This is a genomic window from Chitinophaga pinensis, from assembly GCF_007896845.1.
Classification (GTDB): domain Bacteria; phylum Bacteroidota; class Bacteroidia; order Chitinophagales; family Chitinophagaceae; genus Chitinophaga; species Chitinophaga pinensis_C.
Genome location: NZ_VOHS01000006.1, coordinates 99,475 through 117,168 on the forward strand (window position 1 = coordinate 99,475; position 17,694 = coordinate 117,168).

At 44.3% G+C, this 17,694-nt stretch carries 14 protein-coding genes; 13 read left to right on the top strand and 1 reads right to left on the bottom strand.

The genetic code is table 11. The features are described from left to right. The first annotated feature begins 64 nt into the window (after positions 1-64). The 4 genes from FEF09_RS08215 to FEF09_RS08230 all read left to right on the top strand — a co-directional run bounded on the left by FEF09_RS08215 (position 65) and on the right by FEF09_RS08230 (position 8,196). Positions 65-1,351, top strand: coding sequence for a cytochrome c (locus FEF09_RS08215; protein ID WP_261387390.1), 1,287 nt, complete (start codon positions 65-67; stop codon positions 1,349-1,351). A gap of 548 nt (positions 1,352-1,899) precedes the next feature. Next, the gene (locus tag FEF09_RS08220) at positions 1,900-5,130 is read left to right on the top strand and encodes a SusC/RagA family TonB-linked outer membrane protein (protein ID WP_186774241.1); all 3,231 of its coding nucleotides are present in this window, start codon (positions 1,900-1,902) and stop codon (positions 5,128-5,130) included. A gap of 34 nt (positions 5,131-5,164) precedes the next feature. Next, positions 5,165-6,763, top strand: a complete 1,599-nt coding sequence (locus tag FEF09_RS08225; RefSeq protein WP_146304661.1) for a SusD/RagB family nutrient-binding outer membrane lipoprotein — start codon at positions 5,165-5,167, stop codon at positions 6,761-6,763. 116 nt (positions 6,764-6,879) lie between these two features. After that, positions 6,880-8,196: a cytochrome c gene (locus FEF09_RS08230; RefSeq protein ID WP_146304662.1), complete on the top strand. Its 1,317-nt coding sequence runs from the start codon at positions 6,880-6,882 to the stop codon at positions 8,194-8,196. Positions 8,197-8,323: 127 nt separating this feature from the next. Here FEF09_RS08230 and mutS read toward each other — a convergent pair whose 3' ends face one another. Beyond that, entirely contained in the window at positions 8,324-10,930 is a 2,607-nt protein-coding gene (mutS, locus tag FEF09_RS08235) for a DNA mismatch repair protein MutS (RefSeq protein ID WP_146304663.1), read from the bottom strand. A 224-nt stretch (positions 10,931-11,154) separates the two neighbouring features. Here mutS and FEF09_RS08240 point away from each other — a divergent pair, with 224 nt between their 5' ends. The 9 genes from FEF09_RS08240 to FEF09_RS08280 all read left to right on the top strand — a co-directional run bounded on the left by FEF09_RS08240 (position 11,155) and on the right by FEF09_RS08280 (position 17,657). Continuing rightward, complete coding sequence (locus tag FEF09_RS08240; RefSeq protein ID WP_315898151.1) at positions 11,155-11,697, top strand: RNA methyltransferase; 543 nt, start codon at positions 11,155-11,157, stop codon at positions 11,695-11,697. Beyond that, positions 11,694-12,560, top strand: a complete 867-nt coding sequence (locus FEF09_RS08245; RefSeq protein WP_146304664.1) for a UbiA-like polyprenyltransferase — start codon at positions 11,694-11,696, stop codon at positions 12,558-12,560. The genes FEF09_RS08240 and FEF09_RS08245 overlap by 4 nt, the downstream gene beginning before the upstream one ends. A 9-nt stretch (positions 12,561-12,569) precedes the next feature. Continuing rightward, positions 12,570-12,980, top strand: coding sequence for a Holliday junction resolvase RuvX (gene ruvX, locus FEF09_RS08250; protein ID WP_089808908.1), 411 nt, complete (start codon positions 12,570-12,572; stop codon positions 12,978-12,980). A gap of 44 nt (positions 12,981-13,024) precedes the next feature. Continuing rightward, positions 13,025-13,603: a peptide deformylase gene (gene def / locus FEF09_RS08255; RefSeq protein ID WP_146304665.1), complete on the top strand. Its 579-nt coding sequence runs from the start codon at positions 13,025-13,027 to the stop codon at positions 13,601-13,603. Between the two features lie 67 nt (positions 13,604-13,670). Beyond that, positions 13,671-14,219 carry an RNA polymerase sigma factor gene (locus FEF09_RS08260; RefSeq protein WP_146304666.1) on the top strand — a complete coding sequence of 183 codons (549 nt, stop codon included), beginning with the start codon at positions 13,671-13,673 and terminating at the stop codon, positions 14,217-14,219. A 4-nt stretch (positions 14,220-14,223) separates the two neighbouring features. Continuing rightward, on the top strand, positions 14,224-15,084 hold the full coding sequence (locus FEF09_RS08265) for an anti-sigma factor domain-containing protein (protein ID WP_146304667.1): 861 nt from the start codon (positions 14,224-14,226) through the stop codon (positions 15,082-15,084). A gap of 228 nt (positions 15,085-15,312) precedes the next feature. Beyond that, a complete protein-coding gene (locus tag FEF09_RS08270; RefSeq protein WP_012789579.1) occupies positions 15,313-15,864 on the top strand; it encodes an RNA polymerase sigma factor in 552 nt (183 codons plus the stop codon). Between the two features lie 32 nt (positions 15,865-15,896). Then, the gene (locus FEF09_RS08275) at positions 15,897-16,700 is read left to right on the top strand and encodes an anti-sigma factor domain-containing protein (RefSeq protein ID WP_146304668.1); all 804 of its coding nucleotides are present in this window, start codon (positions 15,897-15,899) and stop codon (positions 16,698-16,700) included. Between the two features lie 24 nt (positions 16,701-16,724). Then, complete coding sequence (locus FEF09_RS08280) at positions 16,725-17,657, top strand: hypothetical protein (RefSeq protein WP_012789581.1); 933 nt, start codon at positions 16,725-16,727, stop codon at positions 17,655-17,657. Positions 17,658-17,694: the final 37 nt, after the last annotated feature.

Genomic DNA, 17,694 nt, shown 5'->3' on the forward strand with positions numbered 1-17,694 from the left:
TGCCAATCAGGTGAGTATGCGGTGCAGGGTTGTTATAATTTTACTATCGCTTTTTTTATGGGAGATGCCGGCTGCGTCAGCGCAGAAGATTACGTGGAATCAGCATATAGCGCCGATCATTCACGCTAATTGCACACCCTGTCATAAAAAAGGAGATGCTGCACCGTTTGAACTGATGACATATGATGATGTTGCCAAAAGGGCCACATTCATAAAACAGGTCACCCAAAGCAGGTACATGCCGCCATGGAAAGCAGATAGTCACTATGCCTCTTTCGCCAATGAAAGAAGACTGACGGATGAAGAGATTGCCATGATCGCTGAATGGGCTGACACTAAAATGCCGAAAGGAAAAGAAACTGCCCGGCAGGAGGAAGTACACTTCGTAGAGGGAACACATTATAACCGCAAACCGGATACTGTACTGCAGATGCCAAAACCCTTTCATATTCCGGGCGATAACAAAGAACGGTTCATTGTATATAAAATACCGTTCGAGTTAGCCGCCGATATGAATGTGGAAGCGATCGAGTTCGTATCCAATAACCGGAAAGTGATCCATCATGCTAATTATGAAATTGATGCAGTGTCTGACCCTGGACTGGATATTTATGCCGGACAGGACTATATCAATCTGACAGAAGACGACCGGAACAAGTATGTGCAGTATGTGCCGTTTCGCCAGCATATGATTTACTACGGAGGATGGATTCCAGGCGCTACCTGTGAATCTTACCCTAAAAATATCGGCTGGATAATGCCTAAGCGGGGTGTCATATTACTGACAGTACACTATGCACCGGTCGGAAAAGATGAAGATAATATCAGTGGGATTCAGCTGTTTTTTACCAAAACGCCTGTCAAAAGAGAGATCCGGGCTGTAAGTTTCGGATCAGGCGGAGTAGGAGAGAAGGACATCGACCCTTACTTTTATATACCGGCGGATGCGGTGAAAACCTTCCGTCTTAAAGTTACAGTGCCTGAAGACCAATCGATCATGTATGTGTGGCCACACATGCACTACATCGGAACAAAATTTAAGGCATTTGGCGTTACACCTGCTGGAGACACAGTTAAAATGGTATCAGTAACTGACTGGGACTTCAAATGGCAGGAGGTCTACTGGTATCGGAAATTATTGAAGTTACCCAAGGGTACGATCATCCATATAGAGGCGACCTACGATAACACCGCTGCTAACCCGGCTAACCCATCGTCGCCACCACGGCTGATTTACTCGAACGGAGACATGAAATCGACAGATGAAATGTTAACACTTGTGATGCTTTACCTGACGTATGAGAAAGAAGACGAAACGATTAACCTAAAAAATGAAAGCAATCTGAAATAGGAAGTAATACTATTTTCTTATTTCATTGTGTAATATTATCATTTTAACCCAATTGTTAACTAGAACACAAAAATCTGTTAAATGTTTCTTGCTCGTTCTGTTTTTATTTTTTAGCTTGGCGTTCGAATGTGAAATAATGATATTATTTAATGTGTGATTTGAGGAAAGCGAAAGAATAGGGACATGTAGAACAATGGAAATTTCAACAATAGAGGTAGCGGGAATAAATAGATAAAATACCTATGCCGAATTATTTATCCCCGGTACCATTTTCGTAAGCTAGTCTATTGTAAGAAGAAGGAAACTGTGCCAGGCGGTATATCGAAATCTGCTTTTTAATCTCAGCATTGCAAGTAAATTTTTTATGGAGTAACATAATGTGTTACCTCTTAATGGGAGAGGTGCATCTATACCTGTGTGTTTCATAAGGACTAAACAAAACATAATAAACTAAAATCCAAAAGAAAGCTATGCGAAGATCTCTCTTAGTGTGTACATTGCTTTTCTTATGCTGCTGCTTTACTGCTTTAGCACAGACTAAGATAGCAGTGACGGGAACTATCAAAGATGCCAAGGGCACTCCTCTCCCTGGCGTAACCGTTAAAGAAAAGGGTGTTTCTAATGGCGCCATGTCAAACCCGGACGGGTCTTTCAAGCTGTCGGTTCCAGCTGAAGGCACATTAGTCGTTTCGTATGTAGGGTTTGTTACCCAGGAAATTCCGGTTGCTGGAAAAACTACCATCAACGTAACATTGGAAGAAGACAACAAAAACCTGAATGAGGTAGTTGTTACTGCAATGGGTATTAAAAGAGAATCACGTGCACTGGGTTATGCCGTAAGCACTGTGAGCTCTAAAGATTTGACTCAGACTGCCAGCCCAACCATCGGTTCTGCACTGTATGGTAAAGCTGCGGGTGTGAAGATCACGCAGGCGCCAGGTGGTGCTGCAGGTGGTGTATCCATCCAGGTAAGAGGTGTCTCTTCTGTAGGTTTGAACACACAGCCACTGTACGTAGTTGATGGTGTGCCTCTGAGAAACTTCAACAACCCTACTAACAACACTTTTGGTACTACTAATGGTCGTATCGATGGTAACGGTGCCAACGATATCAACCCTGAAGATATCGAAAGTCTGACCGTTCTGAAAGGTGCGAGTGCAACTGCGCTGTACGGTTCAGAAGCAACCAACGGTGTAATCGTAATCACCACTAAAAAAGGTGCAAAAGGTAAAAACGGTCTGGGTGTAGAAGCTAATTACTCTTACAACCAGGAAAGACTGGCTATGTCTCCAGATTATCAGAACGAATTTGGTCCTGGTTATACACCAGCACTGAACCTGTCTGCTTCTGGCAATAAGAGCCGTGAAGGTTGGATCACCGAGAACAATGGTGATGTTCACCCATACTACAGAGCTTATGGCTCTTTCGGTCCTAAGTTCGATGGCCGTCAGGTTACTTACTGGGATGGTTCTAAAAGAAAATATGAGGCACAGCCTGATAACTATAAAGATTTCTACCAGACTGGTTACAACTCCCAGGCTAACGTAGCGATCTCTAACGCAAGCGATAAAGGTAGCTTCCGTTTCTCTTATACCCGTATCGACTATAAGAGCATCATGCCAGGTAGTGATCTGTATAAAAATAACTTCAACTTCAATGGTACTCTGAAACTGCACGAGAGAGTAACCCTCGATGTTGTTTCCAGCTACAACAACTTCTTCAGCCACAACCGTCCAAACACCATTAATAACATTACCAACTCTTATAATGGTTTCTTCGGTCGTATGGATGATATGAATGTGCTGAAAACAAGATATCAGACAAGAGATGGTTATAAATACGTGCTGTACAACAACGACGCTTATGGCTCTGAGGACAAGTTCCTGTACAACATGAGACCTTCTCAGTTGCTGGATTATTTCTGGGATAACCTGCGTAACAGCTATAATGAAACTCAGAACCGTTTCATCAACAGTGCTACCCTGAGCATCAGATTACTGGATAACCTGACCCTGAGAGGTAGAGCGGGTGGCGATTTCACCAACCTGGCTGCTTCTGAAACAAGGTATAACGAAAAACCTGCAAGGCTTGGTTATACCGGTTCTTATGCAACAGAAAGCAGAAATAATAACGTGTTCTATGGTGACGTAATGGCTGTCTACAATCCTAAGCTGACTAAAGATCTGGATATGACAGTTACAGGTGGTTATACCGCGCGTAAAACTACTTACAGATACAACAAGGTATCCACCAATGGCGGTCTGGTATCTGAAAACTGGTTCAGCATGGGTAACTCCGCTCAGCAGCTGAATGCAAGTTCAGAACGCGCTACTCAGTATGATGTTGCCGGTTTCGGTATCCTGAACTTTGCTTATAAAAACTTCCTGTATGTAGAAGGTACTGGTCGTTATGAGTCTACCAACACATTACCTGTAAAAGTAAACTCTTACTTCTATCCGTCTTTCAACGCAGGTTTCATCTTGTCTGAAGTAGTGAAAATGCCTAAAGCAATCAACTACGCTAAGTTGAGAGGTTCTTACGGTTTCGTAGGTAACCACCCGAATCTTTATCAGGCAAACGTACTGTACACTCAGTATGGTGTAAATTATGGTAAGAACAACCTGCTGTATCAGCAGCCTAACGGTAAAGCTTTCGGTAACGAAGACCTGAAATCTGAAAGAAAGAGAGAATCTGAAATCGGTCTGGAAGCAAGATTCCTCGATAGCCGTATCAGCCTCGACCTGAGCTACTATAATAATAAGGTAAGTAATCAGATCCTTTATCGCTCTATCTCCAGCTCAAATGGTGCTTCCAGCCAGCTGGTAAACGCAGGTGATATCTCTAACTACGGTTATGAAGCTGCGATCAGCGCAACTCCGATCGAAACAAAAGATCTCCGCTGGACTACCCGTTTCAACTTCGCTATCAACAAAAACAAACTGACAAGACTGCCTGACGGTCAGACTTTCCTGGATGCAACAAACCTGGATAACCAATATGTTGTAATCCGTTCTCAGGTTGGTGAGTCTCTGGGTAATATCTATATACACCCATCTAACACAGATGGTAAAGGCAACAAGCTGGTGAATGAATACGGTCTGTATAGCACTAATACCGGTGAATATGTGAAAGTTGGTAACATCCTGCCGAAATTAGTAGGTGGTTTCTCTAACACAGTTGCTTACAAAGACTTCTCCCTGGACTTCACCCTGGACTACCGTTTTGGTGGTAACCTGGTGTCAACTCCATACTACTATGCAATGGGTGCAGGTTTGCTGAACAATACCCTGCAGTACAGAGATGCTGCAAGAGGTGGTCTGGCTTACAATGTAGTAGGTGATGAAAGCTCGCAGGATCCGTCTCAGTTCACATTGGCACAGGCTGCAAATGGTGTTCACCATGATGGTCTGATCCTGCCGGGTGTTAAAGCTGATGGTACTCCAAACGACAGAGTAATCACTGCCAGCGACTTCTACTTCAACCAATACCAGTGGGGTGGCGATGGCGACTACAGTGCTTCTGTTCTGAAAAACAATTATATCAAACTGCGTGAAGTTGCTATCACATACAACGTTCCAAAAGTGATCAGCGATAAACTGCGCTTCCAGGGACTGCAGGTGTCTTTAATCGGACGTAACCTCCTGTATGTTTACAAATCACTGCCTAAAGGTCTGGATCCTGAAGTTGGTGTAGGTTCTATGTGGTGGCAGCAGGGTATCGATCAGGGTACAGCAGGTCCTACAAGAAGTTACGGTGCAAGCATTCGTGCACGTTTCTAAAATGTAATTGTGAAAATCGGATAAAAAGAAAATAATGAAAAAAGTATTCGTAAATATAGCTCTCTTCTGCTCAATGGCTGGCTTGTTCAGCTCTTGTTCAAAAACGATCGAAGAGTCTTACACAAACCCTGAGAAAATCTCTGAAGGGTCTTTGAGTAAGCTGTTTTCTGGTATGTATCTGAATAAAAGGATACATCCAAGCTACTATGACTATTATACATTCCTGATGCCGGCAATGGCGAACTACACTCAGCTGGTTGCAACCGCTCCTGGCAATCAGATGTATGTGCCTAACCCATCTTATCTGGAAGGTCGCTGGACAGATTTTTATTCCGGCTCACGTGCGGATGATGGACAGACACCTGACTATAACTACAATGGTCCTGGTATCCTGAGCTCCTACCGCGAGATGCAGACAACCCTGAGCAAAATGTCTGCAGATCAGCAGGCAAGAAATCAGGTGTTCATGAAATGTGCTGAAGTGATATTATACGATCAGACAGCGCAAATGATCGATCTTTGGGGTGATATTCCTTTCTCCGAAGCAGGTGGATTGAATAGCCCTGATCGTACTGCCAAGAATGTACCTTATGATGATGCGAAAGCAACATATACAAAACTCATCGCTGAACTGAAGGCTGCAAACACTTTCTTCGACACAGTAAATGTTGCAACTGACGTTAAGTCTGAACTGACAACTGCTGATATCGTACTGAAAGGTGATATGACTGCATGGCAGCGTTATACAAACTCCCTGCGTCTGCGCCTGCTGATGCGTATTTCTAACAGTGATGCTTCTGCACAAGCTGAGATCTCCGCTATGCTGGCTGCACCGGCTACTTTCCCGTTAGTTGCTTCTAACGATCAGAACGTACTGTTCCAGGAAAGCCCAACCGCAGTAAGAAGTGACCTGATAGATGCATTCAACGGTTCTTATGCACCTGAGTATCTGATCAACACCATTCAGGAAGCAAATGGCGATCCTCGTCTCCGTGTAATGTGGGATGAAGATGATGAGAATGGTTACAAAGGTTTCCCATGGAATGGTACTGTTGGTGATATCGAAAACTCTAAGCGTCTGTATGCTGTATTTGATACTGCTACTTTCACTTACAATGACAATATCCCTGGCGTTATCATGACTGCTGCTGAAGTAAGTTTCCTGAAAGCTGAAGCATTCGAAAGATTCGGCGGTGGCGATGCATCTGTTGAATATAACAATGGTATCAGACAGTCCATCGGTTTCTATTACAGTATCAATAAAGGTGCTATCAAGAGACAAGGTCAGGATAACTTCAGCCGTGAACCACTGGCATCTCCTACTGACGCAGAGATAAACACATATCTTGCTAAAGCAGCGATTGCTTACACTGGTACCAGTACTGAAAAGCTGGTGAAAATCTACACCCAGAAATGGGAGAACTTCTTCATCATGCAGGCTGGTCAGGCATGGGCTGAACTGAGAAGAACAGGTTACCCTGTATTGAACTTCCCGGTTTCAGGTAGCCTTTCGCCTAAGCCACCTAAACGCCTGTTGTATCCGGCTAACGAACAACTGTACAACGCAGTTGAGTACAACAAAGTAAAAGCAAAAGATACGCGTGAGACGCCAATCTTCTGGGAGGCTAAATAATCTCCACTAATGATATCCAAAAAAGGGCCGGCATTATGCCGGCCCTTTTTTTGCCCACACCTTTGCCCGTTTTTTTCTACCTTACAGTTCTTAACTTATTCCTTATTCCTGTGAAAATGCTGCACAAAGGTTTTCTATCATTTTGCTGCTGCCTCCTGCTGATATTGCCGTTACGCCACGTTTCCGCACAGCAGGTGACCTGGTCCCAGCATATTGCGCCCATCATTCACCATAACTGTACACCCTGCCACCGTCACGGTGAAGCAGCTCCCTTCTCTCTCGTGACTTATGATGAAGTCGCCAAGAGAGCCTCCTTTATTAAACGTGTGACGGAAAGCCGGTACATGCCACCATGGAAACCTGACCCGCACTACGTCACCTTCGCCAATGAAAGAAGACTGAGCGACGAAGAAATTAAACTGTTAGGGGATTGGGCAGAACATGGTATGCCAAAAGGAGAAGGAGAAGTAAAAGAGGTGCCACAAGCCTTTGTAGAAGGGACCCTCTTCCATCGTCCGCCTGACCTCGTTGTGAAAATGAATACCGCCTATACCCTTAAAGGTGATAACGTTGAACGCTTCATTGTATATAAATTGCCTTTCGAAATACCGGATTCAGTTGCCGTGGAAGCAATCGAATTTACCTCCAATAACCGCAAGGTCATTCATCACGCCAACTACGAGATTAACGACGTGCCGGATGCTGACTTCACCAACACCGCAGATTATGTGGATAATACAGAGTCACATCTCGACTACTATCAACAGTATGTACAATATCGTAAAAAGATGAAATACTTCGGTGGATGGATCCCGGGTAGCAGCTATGAATCATACCCTGAAGACATCGGATGGGTAATGCCCAAACGGGGCGTTGTACTGCTGACTGTTCATTACGCACCGGTAGGAAAAGATGAAGAAGTGATCAGTGGGGTACAGTTCTTTTTCAGAAAGAAGCCGGTAAAACGCATTATAAGAGCAACCAGTTATGGCTCCGGTGGTGTAGGAGAGAAGGAAATCGAACCTTTCTTCTATATTCCCGCGAATGTGGAAAAGAGCTTTAAATTGAATGTAAAACTTACCGAAACACAATCACTCTTATACGTATGGCCACATATGCACCTCCTCGGCCAGACTTTTAAAGCCTATGCCGTAACGCCGGAAAAAGACACGATCCGCCTCGTGTCCATTCCACAATGGGATTTCAACTGGCAGGAAATATACTGGTTCCCGAAAATGGTAAAGATCCCGAAAGGCACCATACTGACAATGGAAGGTAAGTACGACAATACTGTAAATAACGCCGCCAATCCATCCTTCCCGCCACAACTCGTCTATGGCGCCATGCGTACGAAAGATGAGATGATGACCATGATTATTATGTCGCTGTCCTATGAAAAAGGAGATGAAGAGAAAGAGGTGAAGCGACCGTAAGTCAATAAGCAATTAAGAATTAAATTGCCTGAAATAATATAAAAACGGGCATGGTTCTTCAAGTCAGAAGGACCATGCCCGTTTTATGTTAACAGCAAACCAGCTGCAATTTTAATTCTTAATTTTTCTACAACAGATTCTTAATCTCATTCAGTTTCAGCAACGCCTCTACCGGTGTCAGTCTGTTAATATCCACATCATTCAACATATCCCTGATCTCTTTGAAAGTATCGCTATGCGCATCAAAGATACTGAGCTGTACTTTCTGCGTAGGACCTGCCATCTCTTTCACATGTTTTTCCAGCGGTGCTTCAATATGCTTTTGCTCCAGATGTGACAATACTTCATTCGCGCGTTGCAGTAACTGAGGAGGCATACCCGCCATACGTGCCACGTGTATACCAAAGCTGTGGCGACTACCACCCGGTGCCAGCTTACGGAGGAAGATCACCTTGTTGCCGGACTCTTTATTGGTAATATGATAGTTCTTGACACGATTGTGTTTATTCTCCAGTTCATTCAACTCATGATAGTGTGTCGCAAAAAGTGTTTTAGGCATATGCGGCGTCATATCATGCAGGTATTCCACAATACTCCACGCAATCGAAATACCATCATAGGTACTGGTACCACGGCCGATCTCATCGAGTATTACCAGACTTCGTGGCGTAATATTGTTGATAATGCTGGCTGTTTCGTTCATCTCAACCATGAAGGTAGATTCTCCACCGCTCAGGTTATCGGAAGCGCCTACACGCGTAAAGATCTTGTCTGTCAGACCAATCTCCGCCGCCGCTGCCGGTACAAAACTACCCATGTGCGCCATCAGTGTAATGAGGGCTGTCTGTCGCAACAGCGCTGATTTACCACTCATGTTCGGACCCGTCAGAATGATGATCTGCTGTTGTTCTTTATCCAGTACAATATCATTTGCTACATAACTTTCTCCCGGTGGCAGACCTCTTTCAATAACCGGATGTCTGCCTTCACGGATATCCAGATGATAGCCATCAGTGACATTTGGGCGACGATATTTATATTGAATAGCGTTATTGGCAAAGCTCAGCAGACAATCTAACCGCGCCATCAGCTGTGCATTCTGCTGGATGGCCTGAATGTGTGGTTGTAAGGCAACCAGTAATTCATCAAACAACTGTATTTCCAGTGCAAGGATTTTCTCTTCAGCTCCTACGATCTTTTCTTCATATTCCTTCAGCTCAGGTGTAATATAACGTTCCGCATTGGCTAATGTCTGCTTACGGATCCAGTTCTCCGGTACTTTATTCTTATGCGCATTCGTTACTTCAAGATAGTAGCCGAATACATTATTGAAAGCGACCTTCAGACTTGGAATGCCGGTTGCATCAGATTCCGTCTGCTGAATACGCAGCAGGTACTCTTTACCTGAATGTGCGATGGTACGCAGGTTGTCCAGTTCAGTATGTATACCGTTTTGTATAACACCGCCTTTGCTGACTAATATTGGCGGTGTCTCTACGATCTGTTCAAGGATGCGGCAAAGAATACCGGGACATGGATTCAGTTTCTCGCCAATAGCAGTCAGATAAGGATGCCCCGTCTGTGCCAGTAACTGTTTGATACCTTCTACCTGCTGTAATGCTTTCGCCAGCATCATCACTTCACGTGGATTGATCTTGCGCAGCGGTATCTTGGATACAAGTCGTTCCAGATCCCCTGTCTGTTTCAGGTGTTGCAGTATATTTCCTGACAGATCTGTTTCTTTGATGAAATACTCCGTTACATCCAGTCTTTCGTTGATCTGTTTAATATCTCTTAATGGTAATACCATCCAGCGTTTCAGCAGTCTGGCGCCCATAGGGGTAACAGTCGTATCCAGTGTTTTCAGCAGGGTATGACCGTTTTCAACACTACTGCCCAACAGTTCCAGATTTCTGATCGTAAAACGATCCATCCAGAGAAAATCATCCTGTTCGATGCGTTGGATGTTGGTGATATGTTGCAGATGTGGATGTTCTGTGTCACGGAGATAGTGCAGACAGGCGCCGGCAGCAATAATAGCGTCCTGCAGACCATCTACCCCAAACCCTTTCAGACTATGCGTCTCAAATTGTTTGAGGAGGGTTTCTTCTGCGTAATTGGTTGTGAAGATCCACTCTTCCAGAGTATATGTATAGAATTTGGAACCAAATTGTTCCTTGAAATGTTTCTGTTGCGGACGGGCAAAGATGACTTCTGCCGGCTTGAAGCTTTGCAGGAGTTTATCCGCATATTCCAGGTTGCCCTGTGCTACGAAGAATTCACCGGTAGAAATATCGAGGAATGCCACACCAGTCAATTCTTTTCCGAAATGAACGGCAGCCAGGAAGTTGTTACTGGCATTTTCAAGAATCTTGTCATTCACAGCCACACCCGGAGTAACCATTTCGGTCACACCACGTTTCACGATGCCTTTGGCCATTTTAGGATCTTCCAGCTGATCACATACTGCTACACGATAACCAGCTTTTACCAGTTTGTGAAGATATGTATCGAGGGAGTGATGGGGAAAACCTGCCAGGTCCTGTTGTGAAGCAGAACCATTGGCCCTTTTGGTGAGTACAATACCTAATACTTTCGACGCGATGATTGCATCGTCATTAAAAGTTTCATAAAAATCTCCCACGCGGAACAACAGGACAGCATCCGGGTAACGTGCCTTGATGGCGTTGTGCTGTTGCATGAGCGGGGTTTCTACCGATTTGCTTTTTGCCATTCGGCAAATATATAATAATGTGCGGATGTGCTGAATTTGAGATGTACACATCCCTTTTTTTAGCTGTGAAGATGTATTTTCCTTTGAAAAACAAGGATTTATCTATTTTTTCATTGTCTTGCAGATGCTTCTGGTACCTTTTGGAGAAGGAGGGGGCTTTGGCAGGAACCGGCACAAAAGCTGTCAGTTCCTGAACACTTTACATTTTATCGTACTTTTGCAAAATGCGAAAACTAAGCATGGATGAGCTGGGCCGTAAGACGGTTGATCAGTTTCGGGCGGCAGATAAAACACCTTTGGTACTGATACTGGATAATGTACGCAGTATGCATAATGTCGGATCGGTATTCCGGACAGCAGACGGGTTCCTCTTACGGGGGGTCGTTCTCTGTGGATATACACCGGTTCCTCCTCACCGCGATATTCAGAAAACCGCACTGGGTGCAACGGAAACAGTGGAATGGCAATACTTTGCAACAACTGTCGAAGCTGTGGCAGCACTCCGTGAAGCAGGGTATACCGTGATGGCAGTAGAACAGGCAGTGAACAGTATCATGCTGGATCAGTTTACGCCGGCAGCAGATAAACCGCTTGCGCTGGTTTTCGGAAATGAAGTTACCGGTGTAGATGCTGAAGTCATGAAAATGGTAGAAGGCTGCATCGAAATACCGCAATCCGGTATGAAACATTCTTTGAATATCTCTGTGAGTACTGGTATCGTGGTTTGGGATATCTTTGCAAAACTGAAAAAACAACAGGCACAATGATCGCAACGGTTAATAAATACCTATCGCTGGTTAAATTCAGCCACACCATATTTGCAATGCCTTTCGCATTGACCGGTTTTTTTATTGCCACCATCAAGACTGACGCCAGTTTCAGCTGGCAGTTATTTTTATTGGTAGTGCTCTGTATGGTTTTTGCACGTAGTGCAGCCATGGCTTTCAACCGCTATCTGGATGCTGACATCGACAGGAAAAACCCCCGTACCGTACAGCGTGAAATCCCGAGAGGCGTAATCACAGAAAAGAACGCGCTCATATTTGTGGTCGTGAATTGTTTACTGTTCATGGCTGCCACATGGTTCATTAACTTCTTATGTTTCCTGTTATCACCTATAGCATTGCTGGTGGTATTGGGTTATAGTTATACTAAAAGATTCACAGCGCTTTGTCATCTGGTGCTTGGATTGGGACTGTCACTGGCACCGGTAGGCGCCTATCTGGCTGTAACAGGACAATTTGCTGTATTGCCGGTATTGTTGTCTGTACTGGTATTGTGCTGGGTGGCTGGTTTCGATATTATCTATTCCTTGCAGGATGAAGAGTTTGACCGTTCACTGGCTTTAAACTCAATTCCTACATGGTTGGGTAAGGCAGGTGCCCTGCATTTCTCCGAAGGCTTACACCTCGTAGCAGGCGCACTGGCAGTGATTATCGGCCTTTATGGTTCATTCCATTGGCTGTATGCGATCGGCGCCCTTGTATTTATTATTATGCTGGTATCTCAGCATCTGTTGGTGAAACCGAATGATCTGAGCCGTGTCAATATTGCATTTATGACTACAAATGGTATTGCGAGTGTGGTGTATGCTGTATTTGCGATCGCTGATATGTTCATCATCGGATAAAATAGCAATATGGCGCGTATACTTGCAATTGATTACGGAAAAAAGAGAACAGGGCTGGCAGTAACTGACCCATTACAGCTGATAGCCAGCGGTCTGACCACCGTTGCGACACACGATCTCATTCCTTATCTGAAAAAATATCTGGCACAGGAAGCTGTGGAGCTGTTTCTGATAGGAGAGCCCAAAAATCTGGATGGCGGCGCTACACATGCGACCCCACTGGTTATTGAATGCGTGCGTATTCTGGAAAAGAATTTTCCACAGGTGCCTGTGAAGAAAGTGGACGAACGTTTCACTTCTAAAATGGCTTTCCAGACCATGATTGACAGCGGACTCAAAAAGAAGGACCGCCAGAATAAAGGGCTGGTAGATGAGATCAGCGCTACAATCATATTACAGGAGTACTTGCAGAACAAGTAATTCCTAATTCATTCTTACCTTTGCATTTCTGAAAAAAATATAAAATGATTCTACCTATAGTTGCTTACGGTCATCCGGTATTACGTAAAATGTGTGAAGATATAACCCCTGATTACCCTCAGTTAGAGCAACTGCTTGCCAATATGTGGGAAACCATGTATGCTTCAAATGGTGTAGGACTGGCTGCTCCGCAGATCAACAGACCGATCCGTTTATTTGTAGTGGATAGTGAACAGATCATCAGCAGCCTCGAAGAAGATGAGAAGAAAGACTACCCTGGCGATAATGGTATCAAACAGGCATTTATCAATGCACATATTGTAAGCACCGGAGGAGAAGAATGGGCGTACAACGAAGGTTGTCTCAGTATTCCGAAAGTGCGTGAAGACGTATACCGTCCGGAATCCGTAACGCTGCGTTATGTAGATGAAAAATTCCAGCCACAGGAAAAGACCTTTACCGGCATTACCGCCCGTGTTATATTTCATGAATACGACCATATCGATGGTAAACTGTTCATCGATCACCTGAAACCATTAAAACGCAGAATGATCAAAGGTAAGCTGGATGATATCTCCAAAGGCAAGATCAACGTGGATTATAAGATGATATTTCATAAATAAAACAAGTGAAAATTTTGTAATGTAAGAAATCCCTTTTATTTTAGTGCCTGCAAACTAATACAATACATTGGGATCCGCAGTCACATATACAGAATCCGAACTGGTGCTTGGCCTAAAGGCGAGGAACGAAAAACATTTCGGGTACTTATATGATCATTATTCACCGGCATTATATGGTATTGCCCTTAAAGTGCTGAACGATGAGGCGACAGCCGGTGATGTGCTGCAGGAAATCTTTCTCAAGATCTGGCGTGGTATCGAACGCTATGATAGCGAAAAGGGACGTCTGTTCACCTGGATGGTGAATATTGCCCGTAATACTGCCATTGATACCCTCCGCTCAAAGTCTCACAAGATGGGACAAAAAGTTGCAGAATTAGGGAGCAACGCTCTTGCGTCAGACCAGCTGGCTATTCATCCTTCCGTGGATCACCTCGGATTGGTGAAAGTGTTGGAACAACTTAGCAAGGAACAACGTGTTATTATAGACCTGGCTTATTATAAGGGATGCACTCAGGATGAAATTGCGAAGATATTGGACATCCCTCTTGGAACGGTGAAGACCAGGATGCGTAATGCGATCATACAATTGCGGAATATTTTAAAACAGATCTAAGCAAGTGGATGTTCAACGTTACATATCGTCCGGTGTTATTGAAAACCATGTTACGGGATTACTATCAGAACCAGAATCACGTGAGGTTGTCAGTGCCATTCAGCAACATCCTGAGATAAAGGCTGCTGCGGATGCCATACAGCAGGATATGGAGTATTACATACAGCTGTGGGCGCAAAAACCTCCTGCCGGTATCAGACGGCAGCTGATGGAACGTCTGCACAAAGACGATGTACGCGAAGAACCAGCCACTACCGCAACGCCTGTATTAAGCACAGCAACATACGAAGACATTTTCTCCGAAGATAAAGGGACAAACAGCTCTCCAAACCGCATATGGCAATATACTGCAGCAGCAGCAATCGCACTGCTGCTCGGTAGTGTAAGCATGAACATTATGTCATATAGCAAATCAGACAGCGTGACCGGTCAACTTGCCTCACTGCAGGATGAACAGGCCGCTCTTTCCGCAGAGAAAGAAGCGCTGAAAGAACAGCTTGATTATGCACATAAAGAACTGGGCCTGATGAAAGATCCTTCTTTCAAATGGGTCCGCATGCCCGGCGTCGGTAAACATACCGGTGCAATGGCCACTATCGGATGGAATCCTCAGTCAAAAGAAACATTCATCCTCGCTCAGGCATTACCTGAGCCTCCTGCTGATAAACAATACCAACTCTGGGCTATCGTAAACGGAAAACCCATCGACGCAGGTGTATTCGAACTGGGCGCCAAAGCGCACACACTGCAAAAGGTGAAACAGGTTGAGAATGCACAGGTATTCGCAGTAACCCTCGAAAAGAAAGGCGGCAGCCCTGAACCGACACTCGAACAAATGTTCGTCGCCGGTAAAGTTGCTGGTTGACCTTAACGCTTCATTTACTCCTTTCCTCCAACTATAGCGCTCATTATCAATTATTCCGTAATAATTGCTATCTTTCCTTTATTATTGCATTCCCATTAACCATCATTTTAGGACTTATTTGGATTGGAACATCAGGTTGTACTGGTAACAGTTTCGAGTACTGTAGCACCTGCAGCTGAAATGTGGTGAACACTGTGAAAAGTATTTTTAACAAAATTTTTAACTGTTTTGGAATCCGCGTTCACATATACGGAATCTGAGCTGGTACAGGGGCTAAAGGCCAAAGACCAGAAGGTATTCGGCTACCTGTATGACCGATATTCGCCTGCTTTGTACGGAGTAGCACTTAAAGTGCTCAACGACGAAAGCAACGCGAATGATGTATTGCAGGAAGTGTTCCTTAAAATCTGGCGTAATATTGACCGGTACGATGAAAGCAAAGGACGTCTGTTCACATGGATGCTCAACATTACACGTAACTCCGCAATTGATACGCTCCGCTCGAAGGCACATAAAATGGATCAGAAAATCCAAGACATTGGTGATGACGTACATTTATATACAGGTAATTTAACTGTACACCCGTCCGTTGACCATCTTGGACTTTCAAAGGTTCTGGAAAAATTAACTAAGGAACAACGAATCATCATTGATTTAGCGTACTATAAGGGTTGCACCCAGGAAGAAATTTCCAAGGTGCTGGAAATCCCTTTGGGTACTGTGAAAACGAGGATGAGGAATGCAATTATCCAATTAAGAAACTTGTTAAAATTAGTATAAGAGTGGACGCATCACGTTTCATATCGTCCGGTTTGATCGAAGCTTATGTTAGCGGACTCGCCACCTCCAACGAAATAGAGGAGCTGGAACGCGGCATGGCTCAGTATCCGGAAGTGAGAGCTGCAGTGGATGACTGTCAGCTCGATATGGAACAATACGTTACATTACAGGCGAAAACACCAAAACCTGAAGTAAAACAGAATATCCTCCGTATCATTGCCGACGAAGAGACTGCCAAAGAAAACGGAACTTATGTAGAAGAAACAGCCATCGCTTTCCCAAATGAGGAGAAAGTGTATGTAAGCAGCGCCTGGCGCTGGATTGCAGCTGCTGTGTTTGTTGCGCTGCTCGGTAGCCTGTATATGAATTACATCTACTCCGGTCAGATCAATGACTACAAAGGCCGCTACGAAGCATTACTCTCCTCACAAAATTCAATGGCGTCAGAATCCAATCTCTACCGCACCCGCCTCGAGCAAATGGAAGCTTCTATGAATATCGTAAAAAGCCCTTCCATGAAAGCAGTAAAGATGTCCGGCACCAAACCTTTCCCCACCGCACTCGCTACCGTATACTGGAATCAGCAATCCAAAGAAGTGTTCGTCATGGTGAATAACCTGCCAGAACCCGCTGCAGATAAGCAATATCAGCTCTGGGCCATCGTAGGTGGTAAACCCGTTGACATGGGGGTCTTCGAAACAGGTAACAAAGATGAACTGCTGCATAAGATGAAATCCATCGATAATGCAGAGATGTTTGCCATCACACTGGAGAACAAAGGCGGCAGCCCATCTCCCACACTTGATCAGATGTACGTCGCAGGAAAAGCCAGCTAACAAGAAAATACATAATTTCGCATCATGCGAAAACTCTGGATCTACACTGTCACACTCTTATTTTTTCAGCAAACCTATGCGCAGGATACAGCTATCTACAAAGGAATGACTGTAAACCTTGATGAAGTGATCGTTGAAGCCAAACGTATAGGCTTTGACGTCAACAGCTTTATCAAAAGAGTAGAAGATGACACTACTTTTTATCGCGCCTTTAAAAATCTGCACCTCCTCGGATATACCGCCGACAACGATATCCGTATCTATAATAAAAGCAATGAAATACAGGCATCGCTGAAAAGCCAGACCTTACAGTCTATGCAAGGCAGATGTCGTACCATGAAAGTGCTGACCGAAAATATTACCGGCGACTTCTTCGATAAAAAAGGCAATTACAACTACTACACTGCAGAGTTATACGGCAACCTCTTTTTTACAAAAGGTACCATTTGTGCGGATGCTACAGGAGAAGAACCAGAAAGCTCCAAAGGCAGTATGGCTCGTCATAAAGCACAACTGAAACAACTCATTTTTAATCCGGGCAAACCTGTCAGAGGTGTTCCTATCGTCGGTGGTAAAGTCGCCATCTTCGATCCGGAAGTACAGCGTTTTTATAATTTCGCCATCTCTTCACAGGAATATCTCGGTGTATCCTGTTATGTATTCAGCGCAAAAGCCAAACCTGATCTTAATAGTCTGGACAGGGGAGATGTAGTGGTGAATGAACTGATTACTTATTTTAATAAAGATAACTTCGAAATCGTCGGACGTAAATATTCGCTTTCCTATAAAACAATGCTGTTCGACTTCGATGTGAAAATGGATGTGCAAATGACAAAACAACAAGGTTTACTCATCCCTGCACTGGTTACTTACGATGGTACATGGGACGTACCTTTCAAAAAGCGGGAAACAGCAAAGTTCATCGCACGGTTCCATACATTTACCACACCACAGTAATAAAGATAGTTGCATAAAAAAGCGAAGAGCGTACTGC

Coding starts and splice junctions, on each gene's coding strand:
- FEF09_RS08215 (WP_261387390.1), top strand. CDS start 65: ATGCCGGCTGCGTCAGCGCAGAAGATTACGTGGAATCAGCATATAGCG.
- FEF09_RS08225 (WP_146304661.1), top strand. CDS start 5,165: ATGAAAAAAGTATTCGTAAATATAGCTCTCTTCTGCTCAATGGCTGGC.
- FEF09_RS08230 (WP_146304662.1), top strand. CDS start 6,880: ATGCTGCACAAAGGTTTTCTATCATTTTGCTGCTGCCTCCTGCTGATA.
- mutS (WP_146304663.1), bottom strand. CDS start 10,930: ATGGCAAAAAGCAAATCGGTAGAAACCCCGCTCATGCAACAGCACAAC.
- FEF09_RS08240 (WP_315898151.1), top strand. CDS start 11,155: ATGCGAAAACTAAGCATGGATGAGCTGGGCCGTAAGACGGTTGATCAG.
- FEF09_RS08245 (WP_146304664.1), top strand. CDS start 11,694: ATGATCGCAACGGTTAATAAATACCTATCGCTGGTTAAATTCAGCCAC.
- ruvX (WP_089808908.1), top strand. CDS start 12,570: ATGGCGCGTATACTTGCAATTGATTACGGAAAAAAGAGAACAGGGCTG.
- def (WP_146304665.1), top strand. CDS start 13,025: ATGATTCTACCTATAGTTGCTTACGGTCATCCGGTATTACGTAAAATG.
- FEF09_RS08280 (WP_012789581.1), top strand. CDS start 16,725: ATGCGAAAACTCTGGATCTACACTGTCACACTCTTATTTTTTCAGCAA.